This is a genomic window from Shewanella mangrovisoli, from assembly GCF_019457635.1.
In the GTDB taxonomy this organism is placed as follows: Bacteria; Pseudomonadota; Gammaproteobacteria; order Enterobacterales; family Shewanellaceae; genus Shewanella; species Shewanella mangrovisoli.
Genome location: NZ_CP080412.1, coordinates 459941 through 476275, shown reverse-complemented (window position 1 = coordinate 476275; position 16335 = coordinate 459941). Strand labels below are relative to the sequence as shown.

Below are 16335 nucleotides of genomic sequence, written 5' to 3'. Positions count from 1 at the left end.
ATAAGTAGGTGCCTGTTACAGCCTCAGAAAAAGTTGAGCAGTGGACTATTTCCGCTTCACAGCGGGTAATAGTCGACCCTCTACTTGATTGTTTAGTGTTGCTCACTGAACATTTTGGAAATCCATGCTCAAGTGATTCACTTGCGGCAGGCCTGCCTTTGTCTGGAGCAGCATTAACGCCAGATTTAGTCCCTCAAGCAGCCTCACGGGCAGGATTAGCAGCAAAATTATCGCGCAAAGGGTTAAATGAAATATCCCCGATATTGCTGCCATGTATTCTGTTATTGAAAGACAAAAAAGCCTGCATCCTACGCGAACTCAACCTCGAGTCCGATAGGGCGGTGATTCAACTGCCTGAAACTGGCGGTGAAGAAGTACTCACAATAGAGTCACTCGAAACCTTATATGTCGGCTATTTATTCCTCGTGAAGCAGGAATACCGAGGCGACATGGGGTTCGATGTTTACTTGCATGACAATAAGACCCATTGGCTCGTGCAAACCTTAAAAGACTCTGCGCCAATTTACCGAGATGCGTTAATCGCCTCGGTACTGGTCAACATCTTTGCGCTCGTATCTCCTCTGTTCATCATGAACGTGTATGACAAGGTTGTGCCTAACCTAGCCTTCGAGTCGCTTTGGGTATTAGCTATAGGTGCATCCATCGCCTATTTATTTGACTTAGTCATGCGACAACTACGCAGCTACTTAATTGATGTTGCGGGTAAAAAGGTCGATATTATCGTATCGTCTCAGTTGTTTGCTAAAGCGATTGGTATCCCTTTAGAAAGGCGCTCCCCCAGTATCGGCGGCATGGCGAAACAGCTCGGTGAGTTCGACAATATTCGCGAGATTTTAACGTCAGCAACTATCACCACGCTGGTCGACTTACCGTTCGCGCTATTTTTCCTCATCATTATTTATATTGTTGCTGGTGATTTAGCAGTTATTCCCGTAGTCGGCGGCTTAATCATTATCGGTTTTACCCTTTATACCCAACCCAAGTTAAAGGCGGCGATTGAGGAAGGAAATAAGTTTTCCAGCTTAAAACACGGTCATCTGATCGAAAGCCTCTCGGCACTGGAATCAATTAAAGCCAACGGTGCCGAAGGGATTGTGCAGCGAAGCTGGCAGCAGATGATAGGCCATAGCGCAAACTGGCAACTAAGATCGAAAAAGCTCTCCAACTCAGTTTCCAATATGGCAAACTTCATCGTGCAATTTACGGTTGTATGCGTAGTGATTTTAGGGGTCTACCGAGTTGCCGATAACGCCATTTCCATGGGCGGCATTATTGCGGCAGTGATGTTATCAAGCCGAGCCATAGCACCAATGGCGCAGCTAGCAGGTTTGATGACCCGCGCCAACCATACAGCCAGCGCATTGCGCCAGCTCAATGAGCTGATGGTGCAAGAAGACGAATTCGAGAATAAAGGCCATCTCGTCAGCAAACAACGCTTGATGGGTAAAATCAACGCCGATCACGTAGGCTTTAGCTATCCAGGTTCTGAAAAGCCCGTACTCTACCCTATGACGCTCACCATTAATCCTGGTGAGCGCCTTGCCATCATTGGCCGCAATGGTTCAGGTAAGAGTACGCTAGCCAAGCTGTTAGTTGGCCTATTCCAACCCACAACCGGAAGCCTGCGTTACGATGGCGTCGACTCAGCGCAAATTCATCCTAGCGATCTGCGCCGTAACTTTGGCTATTTGCCACAGGACGTCACCCTGTTCCATGGCACCATCAGAGATAACATTCTGTTTGGAACCCGCCAAGTAACCGAGCATCAACTGATCCGTGCAGTACAACTTTCTGGCGTCAGTCAGTTCACCCACTTGGAAGCGGAAGGATTAGATCAGCAAGTTGGTGAAGGCGGTATGTCATTGAGCCGCGGCCAACGACAAACCGTTGCGCTTGCCCGTGCGACACTGAACGATCCGCCAGTGCTGTTAATGGATGAGCCTACAGCCAGTTTGGATGCCCGAGCAGAGCAGCAATTTATTCGCTCCATGCAAAATGTCAGTAAGGACAGAACCTTACTGCTGATCACTCACAAAATGCATTTATTACAATTGGTTGACCGCATAATCGTGTTGGAACGTGGCCATGTGGTTGCTGATGGCCCTAAAGCCGAAGTGTTAGAAAAACTCAATTTTGGCCTAGTGACTGGAGGCCCTAAAAAATGAGTAAAAATCTAACCGCAAATGATTTGGACATGGTCGATGATGTTTATGGCGCTATGATGACCGATGCCCCCAGTGGGCATAGGCTCATTATTTGGGCCTTAGCGGCAATGGTTGCCTGCTTCCTGCTATGGGCCGGGTTTGCTCAATTAGACAAGGTCACCACAGGTTCAGGTAAAGTGATCCCCTCATCGCAAGTGCAGGTCATCCAAAGCCTCGATGGTGGGATCATGCAGGAGCTCTATGTCCGTGAAGGCGATCTCGTCACTAAAGGCCAACCTTTGGTTCGCATCGATGACACGCGTTTTCGCTCCGACTTTGCTCAGCAGGAACAGGAAGTCTTTGGCTTAAAAACCAATGCGATCCGTATGCGTGCCGAGCTAGATAGCATATTGATTTCGGACATGACCTCCGACTGGCGTGAGCAAGTAAAAATCACTAAAAAGGCGTTAGTCTTCCCAGAGAATCTGACAGAGGCTGAACCTGCATTAGTGAAAAGGCAGCAAGAGGAATACAACGGCCGTTTAGATAACTTGAGCAATCAGCTGGAAATTTTGGTGCGTCAGATCCAACAAAGGCAGCAAGAGATTGACGATCTCGCCTCAAAAACCACGACCTTGACCACCAGTATGCAGCTGATTTCTCGTGAGTTAGAACTCACTCGACCACTGGCGAAAAAAGGCATTGTGCCTGAGGTAGAATTACTGAAGCTTGAGCGCGCCGTAAACGACGCCCAGGGTGAGCTCAATTCCTTACGATTGCTAAGACCTAAGCTGAAGGCCGCATTAGACGAAGCGATTCTCAAACGCCGTGAAGCCGTATTCGTTTACGCCGCCGATCTTCGTGCGCAGCTGAACGAAACTCAGACTCGTTTATCACGCATGAACGAGGCTCAAGTCGGCGCGCAGGATAAAGTCAGTAAAGCGATTATTACCTCACCGGTGAACGGCACTATTAAATCTGTGCATATCAACACTCTGGGTGGTGTTGTTCAGCCTGGTGTCGATATCGTTGAAATCGTGCCCTCCGAGGACCAACTACTGATCGAAACCAAGATCCTGCCTAAGGATATCGCGTTTCTTCACACCGGATTACCCGCAGTAGTTAAGGTCACAGCCTACGATTTTACCCGTTACGGCGGCCTAAAAGGTACAGTCGAGCATATTAGTGCCGATACATCACAGGACGACGAAGGAAATAGCTTCTACCTTATAAAGGTGAGAACCGAAGAATCCAGCTTAATAAAAGACGATGGCACAGAGATGCCAATTATCCCGGGGATGTTAACAACTGTTGACGTTATCACCGGACAAAGATCCATTCTTGAGTACATTTTAAATCCAATTTTAAGGGCTAAGGATACTGCGCTCAGAGAGCGTTAAGCCTGTTATAAACCGGGAGGTTTGCAATGAAGACTTCAGTAAGACGACAATTTCAATGTTCAAAACTAGCTGTTGTATTGTCAGTGATACTGTTACCACTTTCGGCTCAAAGCCAAACACTAGAGCAAGCGGTAGCATATACACTCGATACCAATCCAGACTTGCGCGTTGCCTTTAACCGCTTCAAAGCCAGAGAAGAGCAAGTAAACCAAGCCATTGCTGGCTACATGCCAACCATTGATGTGACTGGCGGCTATGGTTATGAGCAAACAGACAGTGTATCGACTCGCCGACGTCCTAATGTAGGTGATGTTGATAGCAGTGGTGTTGCTGAGCTGAACCGTGGTGAGTTTGGCGTTAGCTTAAAGCAAATGCTATTCGATGGTTTTTATACCAGCAGTGAAGTTGATCGTTATAGCTTTGAAGCCAGTGCAGACCAATGGGCTCTGCTTGCGGCAGCAGAGGATATGGCCCTAGATGTCAGTAAAGTCTACTTAAACTATCTGCGTACCGATGAAGTGCTCAAGCTGGCAGAGAAAAATCTCAACAGCCATAAAGAGATTTACGAGCAAATCAAACAACGTACCGACTCAGGTTTAGGTTCCACTGCGGATCTCTCGCAAATCACTGGTCGTCTCGCACGTGCCAATGCTAACGTGATTTCGGCACGTAATAATTTGCTTGATGCCAAAGCACAGTTTATCCGTGTTGTTGCAGCCGATCCTGTTGATTTAATTCAGCCAGTACCGGATGCGGATCTACTGCCTAAGGACCTCAACTCAGGTCTTACCGATGCGCAGGAAAACCATCCCATTCTCAAATCTGCGGCCAATGATATTCGTGCTGCGGAAAATGAGCGTTCTTCAGTACAAGCCAGTTACTACCCTCAGGTTTCGTTAGAACTGAATGGTAACTGGAACAACGATGTGGGCGGCGAAGACGGCGTTAGCGCATTAGCCAGCCAAAACGTCGGTGGCTACAACAACGATCTCGTGGCCATGGTGAGAGTAAGGTACAACCTGTTCGCAGGTGGTAAAGATCTCGCCCGCGAAAAAGAAACCGCTTACAAATTAGGTGAAGCTAAAGAAATCCGTCAACGCGCACAACGCGAAGTGGTTGAAGGCGTGAACTTGGCTTGGAACGCCTATGAAATGTTAGCGCCGCAAAAGCAATATATTCGTGACCATGTGATGGCGGCAAAAGATACTCAATCTGCCTACGCCCAACAGTTTAATTTGGGTCAACGCAGCTTACTCGACTTACTCGATACCGAAAACGAACTGTTTGAGGCGCGTAAGGATTACTTACAGGCCGAGTACGATGAAATCACCGCCAAATACCGTGTACTCAACTCAACTGGACGTTTACTCGACTCCTTGAAAGTGACTCGTCCAGAAGCATGGCGTGGTGAACGTAACTACGAGGGAGGAGCCAACCAATGAAAACCGCAATCCTATTTATGAGCGTGGCACTTTTAGCTGGTTGTTCCATGCGTGATACAGTTAATATTGAAGAAATGACAACGACTCAAGCCTATGATCTGTCGGATAAAGATGGTGATGGTGTGATTGAGGCCCGTGAGCGCTGTAACGACACAGCCAAAGGTGCTGGCATTGATAATTACGGCTGTGGTCAAATAAAAGCAATCAATGAGCGTAAGGATATCAATATCTTATTTCCAAACGACTCAGCTTATATTGCACCAGAGTACTATCCACAGATTGAAGAAATTGCGATGTTTCTCCGTCAATACCCAACGACCAAAGTGACTATCGAAGGCCACACGAGTCGAACAGGTACTGATGAACGAAACGCCGTGCTGTCGCAGGAACGTGCCGATGCCGTGACTGCCGTACTCGCCGATCGCTTCAGTATCGATAGAGCGAGACTGACCGCCATTGGCTACGGCTCCAGCCGTCCACTGGTGCTAGAACGCACGCCGGATGCTGAAACACGTAACCGTCGAGTGGTCGCAGAAGTCACTGGTGATGATACGACGGCAGATATGAAATGGACCATTTATTCTGTCGATGAAACAACCAAATAAAGGCTAACAGAATAGGCTATGAACGGCAGGCTGGGAGATAAAAATTCGTTTTTGCGGGCCTGTCGCTTAAGCCTAATCGCGTCTGCGCTAGCGGTCGGCTGTTTGTATGCCAGTCCGACCCAAAAGCTAGATGAAGCCAAGATTACCTCAACGCTGGAGAAGCGTTACGGTGAGCGCGCGGGTATGCGCGCAAGAGCTTGGTTTAAAGTGGTGGCAGAGGCCAGCACACTCGATGAAAAAGAAAAACTATTGAAAGTGAACAACTTCTTTAACTTATTCCGTTTCGTCGATGACATAAAATTATGGGGAGAATCAAACTATTGGGCCACTCCGATGGAGTTTATTGGCGTGAATGGTGGCGACTGTGAAGACTTTTCCATTGCCAAATATTTCACATTACTCCAATTAGGCGTGCCCGAAGATAAGATGCGGATCACTATGGTTAAAGCCACTAGCGTGAATCAGTATCATATGGTGTTGGCTTACTATGACACCCCTTCGTCAGTCCCTTTAGTTCTCGATAACCTCGACCATGTCATTAAACCTGCCACCCAGCGTAGAGATCTCGTTCCTGTTTACAGCTTCAACGGTAAACAGTTATGGCTGAATAAAGAACAGGGACGAGGCGTTTTAGCAGGCTCGTCGACACGACTCGAAAAATGGAATGACCTTAACCATAGGTTAGGGGTTGACCGACTCAGGCAGCCCAAATTAAAACTGGAGTAGCACCAAAGATGACACTGTTTAGACAGATATATTCGCTGCTTTTTAGCCTGTTCTTGCTGGTTGTTGCAAGCCTTGGCTATGTGCAATTTACTGAGACACAAAGCTTTTTGACCAAGCAAATGGAATCGGATCTAAACAATACCAGTACCTCGCTTGGACTCATGCTTACTCCTGCACTGCAAGCTGGCGATACCGCCGCAGCCGAAACCTTAGTCAATGTGATTTTTGAGGGCGGCTATTACAAGAACATTAAGCTGACCTGGATGGTTGATGGCAAACAGCAAGAATGGAACAATCCACTCAAAATTGAAGACGTTCCTCAGTGGTTCATCAATTTAAAGCTATTTAAGACCATCAAAAAAGAAAGCACTATCACTTCTGGATGGTTACAACTCGCTCAACTAGAAATCACCGCTCATCCTGGCTTTGGTTACCATGAGCTATGGCGAATTATGTCTAATACCATTATCGCCTTCTCACTCCTCTTTTTAGTCGCTATTTTCACCGCAAGATTAGGTTTAACTTGGATTTTAAAACCGCTGCATGCCTTATCTGATCATGCCAAAAAGATCGCCGCACGCCAGTTTGGCCCCGACATGCCATTACCTAAGACCACTGAACTCAAAGACTTGGTTACCGCATTCAACAGCATGTCGGCCCAGCTTAAACAATTATTCCAATCCCTCGATGAAGAAGTCGGCTCTTTACGCAAAAAGAACCTCACCGATCCTGCATCAGGGTTACCTAATCGCCAATACGTGGTCAGTCGACTCAATGGTTGGTTGAGCGAACCGAGCAGCGGCGCCCTATTCTTAGCTAAACTCGACTGGCTCGAGGAGGTTCACAGCAAATACGGCTATCAGGTTCGCGATGAAACCATTCGTCTCTTAGCCGAAAAACTGGTTCAACAGTTAAATGAAATCACCCCATCGGTTATTGCGCGTATTGCTGCGTTTGAATTTGCTTTCCTCGTTACCGATGTCGAGCACGATCAAATCAGTAAGTACCTGCAAACCCTGATCCGCACTATCAACCAAGAAATCTCTAAAGCAGGCTGTAAGCCCAATGAGAACTTTGCCATCGGTGTCGCTGAACGCATCGGTCAGATGAAGGTGTCCGATATTCTGGCGCAGGCGGATAACGCGCTGCAAAAAGCCCTTAAGGAACATAAATCCTTTCATTGGTTCGAAACCACAGAGCAGCAGTTGTTCACCCGTGAGCAATGGCGTGACAATTTGAGCCATGCTATCAGCAATAAGAAATTTAAATTCCGCTGGCAGCCTATTCAGTTTTGTAATGGCGATGGTATCGCCCAGCGAGAGCTCTATTGCCAACTCGAGCTTGGCGATAAGGTTGCCCATGCAGGCCAGTTTATGCCCTATATCGAACTGCTCTCACTCGGCTCTCTGCTCGATAAGTGCCTGATTGAGACTGTGTATGAGCAAAAGCTACTTGAGCGTAACTATGAGCCACTGGCAATCAACCTGACGCATCAGAGTATTAGTGATACCCAGTTCCACGACTGGCTCAATCACTTCCTGCGCAGTACGCCACAGGTTGAACGCATCTGCTTTGAAATCCCTGAAGCGGGCGTCTATAGCGATTTAGAATCCTGTGTGCAGTTATGCAATATTATTCGTGATAATGGTGCTAAGTTTGGTATCGACCACTTCGGCCGTCAATTTGGTTCAATGTCGTACCTCCAAGAACTAAGACCAAGTTACGTCAAGCTCGACCAATCCTTCTCCTACTATGACGAAGCCTCACATAATAGCGAACTCTGCCGCGCCATTATCAATGTCGCTAAGGGATTAGATATTCAGGTGATAGTGACAGGTATCCAAGAGAAAGCGCAGTTAGAACGCTTTAACGAGCTTAAAACTGACGCCTATCAAGGCTTTATCGCCCCACCAGAGAATATTGACTAAGTCGAATCTCGTTACATTAAGGCTCCTGCGGGAGCCTTAATTATTTGAAGGGGAGAGTAAATAAAGTATCGCAGCATCTCATTGCGCAATCACGACGATACTACATGGCACGAATAAAGACGTTTAAAAAGCAGAGACAAAAAAGCCCCAGTGATTCCGAAGAATGCTGAGGCTTCAATGTAATTGGTCGGTGATAGAGGATTCGAACCTCTGACCCTCTGGTCCCAAACCAGATGCGCTACCGGACTGCGCTAATCACCGTAACTGTCAACTATTTGCTTGAAAACTCAAGCGCGCTAGCCATGCGAAGAATGTGGTCGGTGATAGAGGATTCGAACCTCTGACCCTCTGGTCCCAAACCAGATGCGCTACCGGACTGCGCTAATCACCGAGATGTTAAATGAAATGGGGTGACTGATGGGGCTCGAACCCACGACAACCGGAATCACAATCCGGGACTCTACCAACTGAGCTACAATCACCACTGACTTTCACTTTACTGCTAACCTCAAGCTCACAACTCATTCGGAGAGATGGTGCGCCCAAAAGGATTCGAACCTTCGGCCTCACCCTCCGGAGGGGTGCGCTCTATCCAGCTGAGCTATGGGCGCTCGCCTTGGTTAGCGCCGCATATAGTATGGACAAATAGCCCTTGAGTCTATAGCTGTTTTGCACTTTTTTTACTGACTGCTCAAGTTTTGATACATTCGCATGCTTTTTCAGCGAAAGACCATCGTAAATATGGCTTGGATGTTACGGTATTTCATGTTAATTATAACGTTTGATAAACAATTAACGCAGAACTGATTAGTGAGTATCATGTTTAGGGATGAAGATGGAACTACCCCGCCTCGAGCTCATGAGGTTGAACGCTTAAAAAAGAGACTGAATCGCCTCAAATATTTGGCGCATAAGTATAAGCGTGCCGAAGTCGTTCAAAATGCGTTACTCGAATTATCCCATATTGCGACTCAGGTTCCTTCCCTCGAAGAATTCTATCTAGGTGTGCATCATCACCTAAAGCAACTGATCTCTGCCGATAATTTTTTTATTGCCACTTTAGATGTGAATAGCGGAGACATTTCGGTTCCCTTCTTCGCAGATGAAAAAGACGCCCACCCCGCCCAACTTTATCCCGAGCAATCGCTTTCCACACTGCTACAACAAGGCTTAACTGGCTATGTCTTTCGCACTGGCGAAACCGTATTGTGCGATGAGGCTAAAGTTGACGAACTGGTTCAAGCGGGAGAGATAGTCAATCTCGGCTCGCCTTGTCACCTGTGGCTAGGTGTGCCCATTAAACATGAAGGCATAGTGACCGCGGTACTCGTAGTGCAAACCTATGATACCAATGTGAGTTATGGCGATATCGAGGTCGAGTTAATGACCTTTATTTGCCACCACATTGCCGGCGTAATGGAAAGGCTTAAACATCAAGAACAACTAGAACAAGCCATTCAGCAACGCACCAAGGAACTCAGCCAAGCCTACGATAAACTCAAGCAAGAAGTGTACGAGCGACGTAGAGCCGAGCGGCTGCAAAAATCATTATTTGAGATAGCAGAGCTAGCAAGTTCAGGTTCTGACAACCCAGACTTCTATTCCCAGCTGCATAATGTCATTCGCCATCTTATCCCGGCTAATAACTGCTATATCGCGCTTTTAGATGAAGAAGGTACTCACCTAACCTTCCCGTTTTACGTGTCGCAATTAGGTAAGCAACATCCAGGTTCTAGGCCCTTGCAGGATGGGTTGACCGAGTATGTGCTGAAACACAAGCGCCCACTCTTGCTCGATCAAAATGATATCAATGAGCTGATCCAATCAGGTGAACTCTACGCTAAGGCACCAACGCTAAACCACACTCAAACTATGCATCAATGGATAGGTATTCCATTGTTTATTCATGATGAAGTGCGTGGCGCCTTGACCATCTACAGCTTCAGCATGACCCAAAACTACCAAACGAAAGATTTGGAGTTGCTGACGTTTGTGTCCCAGCATATTGGGGCAGCCATCGAGAAAAAACTCGTCGCGGAATCATTACGCCGTAGTTATGAAGAATTAGAAGAAAAAGTGGCGGCCCGCACCACGGCTCTTGCCGAGTTGAATAAGGATCTTGAAAAAGAAATCCGCCAACGTCGCAACATGGAGGCCAAGCTCGTCCATGATGCTAAGCACGATGCGCTCACAGGGCTGCCAAATCGCGCCATGTTTATGGAACGCCTCAACCAAGCCATTAAACACGTGCGTCGCCATAGCCTAGAGCAGTTTGCCCTGCTGTTTATCGACCTCGACCGCTTTAAGCAGATTAACGACACTATGGGGCATTTAGAGGGGGATAGATTCTTAATTGAAACCGCCACCCGCCTACGCGCCTGTATTCGCAGTAACGATACCTTAGCCAGACTCGGTGGCGATGAGTTTGTTATTCTGCTCGATAGCATCAACGGCATAAACGATGCCCGCGATGTGGCCGAGCGGGTGATTCAAAAAATCTCACTCTCTTATAAATTAGGCGCAGTGGAATTCCACTCAGGCGCAAGTATCGGCATCACCATCAGCGGCAATAAGCTGGATACTAGCGAGTCTATGCTGCGCAATGCCGATACAGCCATGTACCAAGCCAAGGCGAATGGTAAAGGCTGCTATGTGATTTTCGACGATAGCGCATCTCAGCAAAAGATGCAGGATATTGCCTTCGAGAATGATTTTAAACAGGCGCTGCAAACCGGTGAGTTACAGCTTCAATTCTTACCTGTTGTTGATTTACAGACGCAGCAAACCCAAGCTTTAGAATGCCGTTTAACTTGGGAACATCCACAGTGGGGTACCATTCCACAGGAGATCCTCAGCCAGTTAGCCGAGCAAGCTAACCTTATGGTTGAACTGGATAAGTATACGATTAGCTTGCTGGATAAGAGTTATCATCAACTGCTGGCCAGCCAAGGGGATAAAGTCGAATTACACCTTATGCTGTCGAGCCAACATCTAAAGCATAAGCACGTACTGCGCGGCCTTAAAAACGCCCTAAAACAGACTAAGCTTGCGCTGCCGCAACTCTGGCTGTTTTTTAATGAAAAGGCGTTAGTGCTGGAAACAGAGAATCACATTAATGGCTTTGAGTTGTTGAAAAAGCTGGACGTGAACTTGGGGATCAGCCACTACGGCAGTGGCCATAGCTCATTAAATAGTTTGTTATTTTTACCTATCAAGGGCTTAAAGCTCGATGGGAACATCATCAAGCAACTGCCGGATGAACAGCATATTAAGCTGATGTCAGCCTACCAAAAAGCGGCCTCGACCTTAGACTTACAAACCTTTGTCGATGGGCTGCAATCCGCAGAGCAGATTAAGATATTCCAGGCCTTAGGTTACTGCTACGGCCAAGGCGGTGCCTTAGCCCACCCTTTTTTATTGGCAGACACCACACAACAGGTCTGTGCCTGAATGCAGTGATCACATGATAAATCCTGTGATTACTGCTTTTTAAACATATCCCTTAAATTTGAGATATGGCTGCGCCCGGTCTGCATGCGCTCCTGCTCGGTTTGCTGCGGTTTACGGTTTTCCCAAATAAGGTCATCCTGCGGTAACTCATGCAGAAAACGGCTCGGCTCGCAACGCATGGTCTCACCAAACTGGCGACGCTCAAGGCAGAGGGTAAACCACAGCTCGCGTTGTGCGCGCGTAATTCCCACATACGCCAGACGACGTTCCTCGTCGACGTTATCTTCATCTATGCTGGTTTGATGCGGCAGAATGCGCTCCTCAACCCCCACCATAAACACGAAGGGGAATTCCAGCCCTTTAGAAGCATGCAGCGTCATTAGCTGCACCTGATCACCGCCTTCATCCTCGCTGTTACGCTCCATCATATCCCTAAGCGTCAGGCGGTTAACCACCTCAGGTAAGGTCATAGGTTCTTCTAACTCATCCCCCGAGAGCATTTCCGTCACCCAGCGATACAACTCGGAGATGTTTTTCATCCGCATCTCGGCGGCCTTGGCACTGGTACTGGTCTCGTATAAATAGTCTTCGTAATTAATCTTACGGATCAATTGTTTTACCGCCTCAACCGGCTCACCTCGCTCGGAGTGCTCCCCAGTATCCACAATAAAGCGGCCAAATTGATACAAGGCCGACATGGCATTAGGCGGTAAATGATGATTCAGTTCAGGGTCAAAAATCGCCTCAAACATGGAGATATGTTTCTCGTTTGAGAAGTTGCCCAAACGCTCTAAGGTCGACGGACCTATGCCGCGCTTAGGTAAGTTCACCACCCGCAAAAAGGCGTTATCATCGTCGGGATTTACCACTAATTTGAGGTAACCCATGATGTCTTTAATCTCGGCTCGGGCAAAAAACGAGGTGCCACCGCTTAACTTGTAGGGGATACGGTTAGTCATCAGTGCCCGTTCGAGCAGGCGAGACTGGTGGTTACCCCGGTACAGAATCGCGTAGTCACCAAATTGGGTACGGCCGACAAATTTGTGGCGAATGATTTCGGCGACGACACGCTCGGCTTCTTGCTCCTCATTGGCGGCAAACAGCACCCGCATCGGCTCACCATAAGCCAGTTCGCTAAATAACGACTTATCGTACACATGGGGATTGTTGGCGATAAGGATGTTAGCCGCCCGCAAAATTCGTTGGCTAGAACGATAATTCTGCTCGAGTTTAATCAACTTAAGCTTGGGAAAGTCTTTGCCCAACAACACTAAGTTCTGCGGCTTAGCCCCTCGCCATGAATAGATGGACTGGTCATCGTCCCCCACCACGGTAAAACGCGCGCGCTCGCCCACCAGTAGCTTGACCATTTCATACTGGGAAGTGTTGGTATCCTGATATTCGTCCACCAGCAGGTATTGGATCTTGGTTTGCCAGCGCGTACGCACTTCTTCGTGATGTCTTAGCAATAGGGTTGGTAGCAGAATTAAGTCATCGAAATCTAAGGCGTTGTAGGCTTTCATATGCTGGGCATAACGCTGATACAACATGGCAAACAACTGCTGTTGTTCATCCTTTGCCAGCTTGCGCGCCTGATCGGGGATAATCAGCCCACCCTTCCAGTTAGAAATCGCCCCCGCAAGAGCTTTGAGTAAGTCTTTATCTTCCTGTAATTCTTTTTGAGTCAACTCTTTGAGGAGCGCGAGCGTGTCTTGATCATCGAATAACGAGAACCCAGGCTTTAGTCCCAGCACTTTATGCTCACGTTTTACAATCTCAAGCCCCAGTGTGTGGAAGGTCGAAATCCACAAACCTCTGGCCTCTTTGCGCCCCATAGACTGTGCGACCCGCTCCTTCATCTCGCGCGCCGCTTTGTTGGTAAAGGTTACCGCCGCGATATTGCGCGCATTGTAGCCACACTTTTGCACTAGGTAGGCAATCTTGTTGATAATTACGCGTGTTTTGCCACTGCCCGCGCCCGCTAACACTAAGCAGGGACCCGAAACATAATGAACAGCATCATTTTGGGCAGGATTGAGTTTCATCTTCGCGCAATATCCAAACAAGTCTTCAGAAGGGGATGGGATCATAGCAGAAGCTAAGGTTTTAAGGCCAACAAATCCCCTTGCAATCGTTATCACACCGCCGTGACAAACCGCGCAATCGTGGCGATGAGCACGGCTCAATCCGCGGCTTTACTTTTGAAAGCTAACGTACTGAGTTACAATTCATCCATTCAGCAAAGAGGCGGACAAGATTATGATCAATCCAAAGAAAATCGAAGAAATGGCGAAGCAACTGAGCGACAGTTTGCCCAGCGGTCTTAAGCAATTTGCCGGTGAATTTGAAGAGCGCAGCAAGCAAGTGCTGCAAAATCAATTGCTCAAGTTAGATCTGGTTTCCCGTGAAGAATTTGAAGTACAGCAGCATGTACTACTAAAAACCCGCGAGAAGTTAGAAACCCTGCAGGCGCAAGTTAACGAGCTTGAGAAAAAGCTGAACGCTGCGGATTAATCTCGCCTCGTGGTTCTACACTCGCACGGGTGAATTGTCGCCCGAGTTCAAGCTACAAATGGCAATCTAAAATACAAAAGCACAGCAACTCATGCTGTGCTTTTTGCTATCCGTCCTATCGTTTTATATTCTATTACCTCAATCCTAATACGCCGAGTTTTGTATGCAGTCACTCGCCAGCTATATTCTCGCCATTCAAGGTTATCCAAGCCCGGTTTCAGTCGTGAGCCACGCCCAAGAACAGCACAGTTATCGGGACGATAATGCTGAGATTTGCGAATCTTTGACCTTATATCACTTTGACAACGGGGTTGTGGTCAGTCTGTTAAGCGAGCAAGATACACAGGTTGATGAGTCAGACATGGTTTGTGCAGATTATTGGCTGAGCTATCGCGTTGTGGCGGCCGATATCGCGATTTCGCCGCCGCAAAAGTCCTTTAGTAATCTCTGCCAACAAGGTTTTTGGCTTAAAATGCAGCAAGGGCTTACCGAGTGAGAATAGTTGTGGGCGCCAAGACTTAAGCGCTCGAGTTCGAATCGTCAGGGAAGAAGACAATGGATACCGCAAGCACCACTTTCTATCAGGACTATCTGCTTTGGGGATTGTTACTCCTTGGCGGCCTGCCACTGCTCAGTTATCCCTTTGTAGTCCTCGCCAGCCTGATGGGGCTTGCCAGCCGCACCACGATTAAAGTGCACTGGTTTTACCGACTGATGAATCAATGCTTTTTATGGGGAACCTTGGCTTATCCCCTAGTGTACATTCCCTGCTATTGGCTCGCACGCGGGGAAAACAGTTCATCATCCTTGGGCTATGCCGCCCTGCCACTGCTCTTTTTAGCACTGCTATACCTGTGCTTTCGCTGGATGGATGTACCAACTAAAGACAAGCGCCTAGATAACGACAAAGATCCCGATTAGATCTTCAGCTGCCGTGCATATTTTTGTTTAAATGCCTTATGGTTAGCCTTCACCAGTTTCCAACGGTTACAGCCGTTAAAGCGCGCATACTCAGTGACTGCCGCCTCAAATGCTGCACAAAAGTCATCATCCATGCCATCGAATCCGGCTTCTAGGGTCAGCTGCTGTAATAGCAGTAAACCGCTTTGCCGCTCGGCTTTCACATCTACTCGACCAACGAAGCGGTCACGCCACAAAATTGCGAGGGAGTAATAGCCATATTGACGTTTTTCGGCGGGCACATAGACTTCAATTTGATAATCAAAATCAAACCATTGCTTTAATCGTTGCCGCTGAATTAATAGATTATCGAAGGGATTGAGTAGCCAGACTCGGTTGGGTAGCGCAGCGGTTATTTGCAGCTCGGGGCGATAAAAATACCATTGCCCTTCGGCCTTAAAGCTCGCTAATTCACCCTGAGACTGCATTGCGGCTAATTGCTTAGACACGTGCGTTTTTATACCTTTGCGCAGATACGCCATTTGCGCCGCCGAGCCAAAGGCATGGGCATCGAGATAACGCTCAATCAAATGGCTAGCAAATTCGCTCTCACCCGGTGCTTGGGTATTGATATGACTTGGGAGCACACGCTCGGTAAGATCATAACATTTTTGAAATTTCTCCCGCCGCACCACCATTAACTCACCGCGCATAAACAACTGCTCTAGCGCCTTTTTGGCGGGTTTCCAGTCCCACCAGGCGCCATTTTTACCTTCGATATGTTCAAAGTCACTGGCCTTGAGTGGCCCTTCGGCACGAATGCGGGCACGCACTTCCTGCATCACTTTATCGTCTGGCTCGAACCAATGTTTTCCGCCATTTTGTAGCAGCTGTTTACGCTGCAAACTAAAGCGGTAATCGGCAATGGGCAGATAGGCCGCCGCATGGGACCAATATTCAAAAATCTCCCCCTGCGCTAACGCAGTATCTAGCATCATGGTTTGATACTGCGGCATCCGGCTATGCAACACATGGTGATGTGCCCGCTCGACCACATTAATGGAGTCGATTTGCACATAACCAAGGCGACTAATCAGCTCGCTAACCGAAGCGTGAGGTTGCAGCAAACCTTGCTGCTGCATATTCAGCTGTAACCACTCGCGGGGTGAAAAAGGGCTCGACATGCACTCTCCAAAGGCCAATAA

12 protein-coding genes and 4 tRNA genes are annotated in these 16335 nt (G+C 47.9%); 10 read left to right on the top strand and 6 right to left on the bottom strand.

The annotated features are described in order from the left end of the window. The first annotated feature begins 8 nt into the window (after positions 1-8). Genes K0H60_RS02210 through K0H60_RS02185 form a run of 6 tightly spaced genes read left to right on the top strand, consistent with a single transcriptional unit; the run spans position 9 to position 8266 of the window. The gene (locus K0H60_RS02210; protein WP_220057120.1) at positions 9-2186 is read left to right on the top strand and encodes a type I secretion system permease/ATPase; all 2178 of its coding nucleotides are present in this window, start codon (positions 9-11) and stop codon (positions 2184-2186) included. Further along, a complete protein-coding gene (locus K0H60_RS02205) occupies positions 2183-3565 on the top strand; it encodes an HlyD family type I secretion periplasmic adaptor subunit (RefSeq protein WP_220057119.1) in 1383 nt (460 codons plus the stop codon). Before K0H60_RS02210 ends, K0H60_RS02205 begins: the two co-directional genes overlap by 4 nt. Before the next feature lie 26 nt (positions 3566-3591). Beyond that, positions 3592-5007: a TolC family outer membrane protein gene (locus K0H60_RS02200; RefSeq protein ID WP_088212629.1), complete on the top strand. Its 1416-nt coding sequence runs from the start codon at positions 3592-3594 to the stop codon at positions 5005-5007. Continuing rightward, entirely contained in the window at positions 5004-5612 is a 609-nt protein-coding gene (locus K0H60_RS02195) for an OmpA family protein (RefSeq protein WP_220057118.1), read from the top strand. Before K0H60_RS02200 ends, K0H60_RS02195 begins: the two co-directional genes overlap by 4 nt. Positions 5613-5630: 18 nt before the next feature. Then, positions 5631-6338 carry a transglutaminase-like cysteine peptidase gene (locus tag K0H60_RS02190; protein ID WP_088212627.1) on the top strand — a complete coding sequence of 236 codons (708 nt, stop codon included), beginning with the start codon at positions 5631-5633 and terminating at the stop codon, positions 6336-6338. Between the two features lie 8 nt (positions 6339-6346). After that, the gene (locus K0H60_RS02185) at positions 6347-8266 is read left to right on the top strand and encodes a bifunctional diguanylate cyclase/phosphodiesterase (RefSeq protein WP_220057117.1); all 1920 of its coding nucleotides are present in this window, start codon (positions 6347-6349) and stop codon (positions 8264-8266) included. Between the two features lie 184 nt (positions 8267-8450). Here the strand turns inward: K0H60_RS02185 and K0H60_RS02180 are convergent. The 4 genes from K0H60_RS02180 to K0H60_RS02165 form a co-directional block, all read right to left on the bottom strand. Beyond that, a tRNA-Pro gene (locus K0H60_RS02180) sits at positions 8451-8527 on the bottom strand. Between the two features lie 53 nt (positions 8528-8580). Then, positions 8581-8657 (bottom strand) — tRNA-Pro (locus K0H60_RS02175). A gap of 15 nt (positions 8658-8672) precedes the next feature. After that, positions 8673-8748: transfer RNA gene (locus K0H60_RS02170), tRNA-His, on the bottom strand. Between the two features lie 52 nt (positions 8749-8800). Continuing rightward, a tRNA-Arg gene (locus K0H60_RS02165) sits at positions 8801-8877 on the bottom strand. A gap of 208 nt (positions 8878-9085) precedes the next feature. Here K0H60_RS02165 and K0H60_RS02160 point away from each other — a divergent pair. Further along, positions 9086-11716: a sensor domain-containing diguanylate cyclase gene (locus tag K0H60_RS02160; protein ID WP_220057116.1), complete on the top strand. Its 2631-nt coding sequence runs from the start codon at positions 9086-9088 to the stop codon at positions 11714-11716. Between the two features lie 29 nt (positions 11717-11745). Here the strand turns inward: K0H60_RS02160 and rep are convergent, their stop codons facing one another. Further along, positions 11746-13761 (bottom strand): DNA helicase Rep, encoded by a 2016-nt coding sequence (gene rep / locus K0H60_RS02155; protein WP_220057115.1) that lies wholly within the window; start codon positions 13759-13761, stop codon positions 11746-11748. 214 nt (positions 13762-13975) lie between these two features. Here rep and ubiK point away from each other — a divergent pair, with 214 nt between their 5' ends. The 3 genes from ubiK (at position 13976) to K0H60_RS02140 (ending at position 15151) form a co-directional block, all read left to right on the top strand. Then, positions 13976-14230: a ubiquinone biosynthesis accessory factor UbiK gene (gene ubiK, locus K0H60_RS02150; RefSeq protein WP_220057114.1), complete on the top strand. Its 255-nt coding sequence runs from the start codon at positions 13976-13978 to the stop codon at positions 14228-14230. 163 nt (positions 14231-14393) lie between these two features. After that, a complete protein-coding gene (locus tag K0H60_RS02145; RefSeq protein ID WP_220057113.1) occupies positions 14394-14726 on the top strand; it encodes a hypothetical protein in 333 nt (110 codons plus the stop codon). A gap of 59 nt (positions 14727-14785) precedes the next feature. Beyond that, entirely contained in the window at positions 14786-15151 is a 366-nt protein-coding gene (locus K0H60_RS02140) for a hypothetical protein (protein WP_220057112.1), read from the top strand. Here K0H60_RS02140 and K0H60_RS02135 read toward each other — a convergent pair. Further along, on the bottom strand, positions 15148-16314 hold the full coding sequence (locus K0H60_RS02135; RefSeq protein ID WP_220057111.1) for a winged helix-turn-helix domain-containing protein: 1167 nt from the start codon (positions 16312-16314) through the stop codon (positions 15148-15150). The genes K0H60_RS02140 and K0H60_RS02135 overlap by 4 nt on opposite strands. Between the last annotated feature and the right edge of the window lie 21 nt (positions 16315-16335).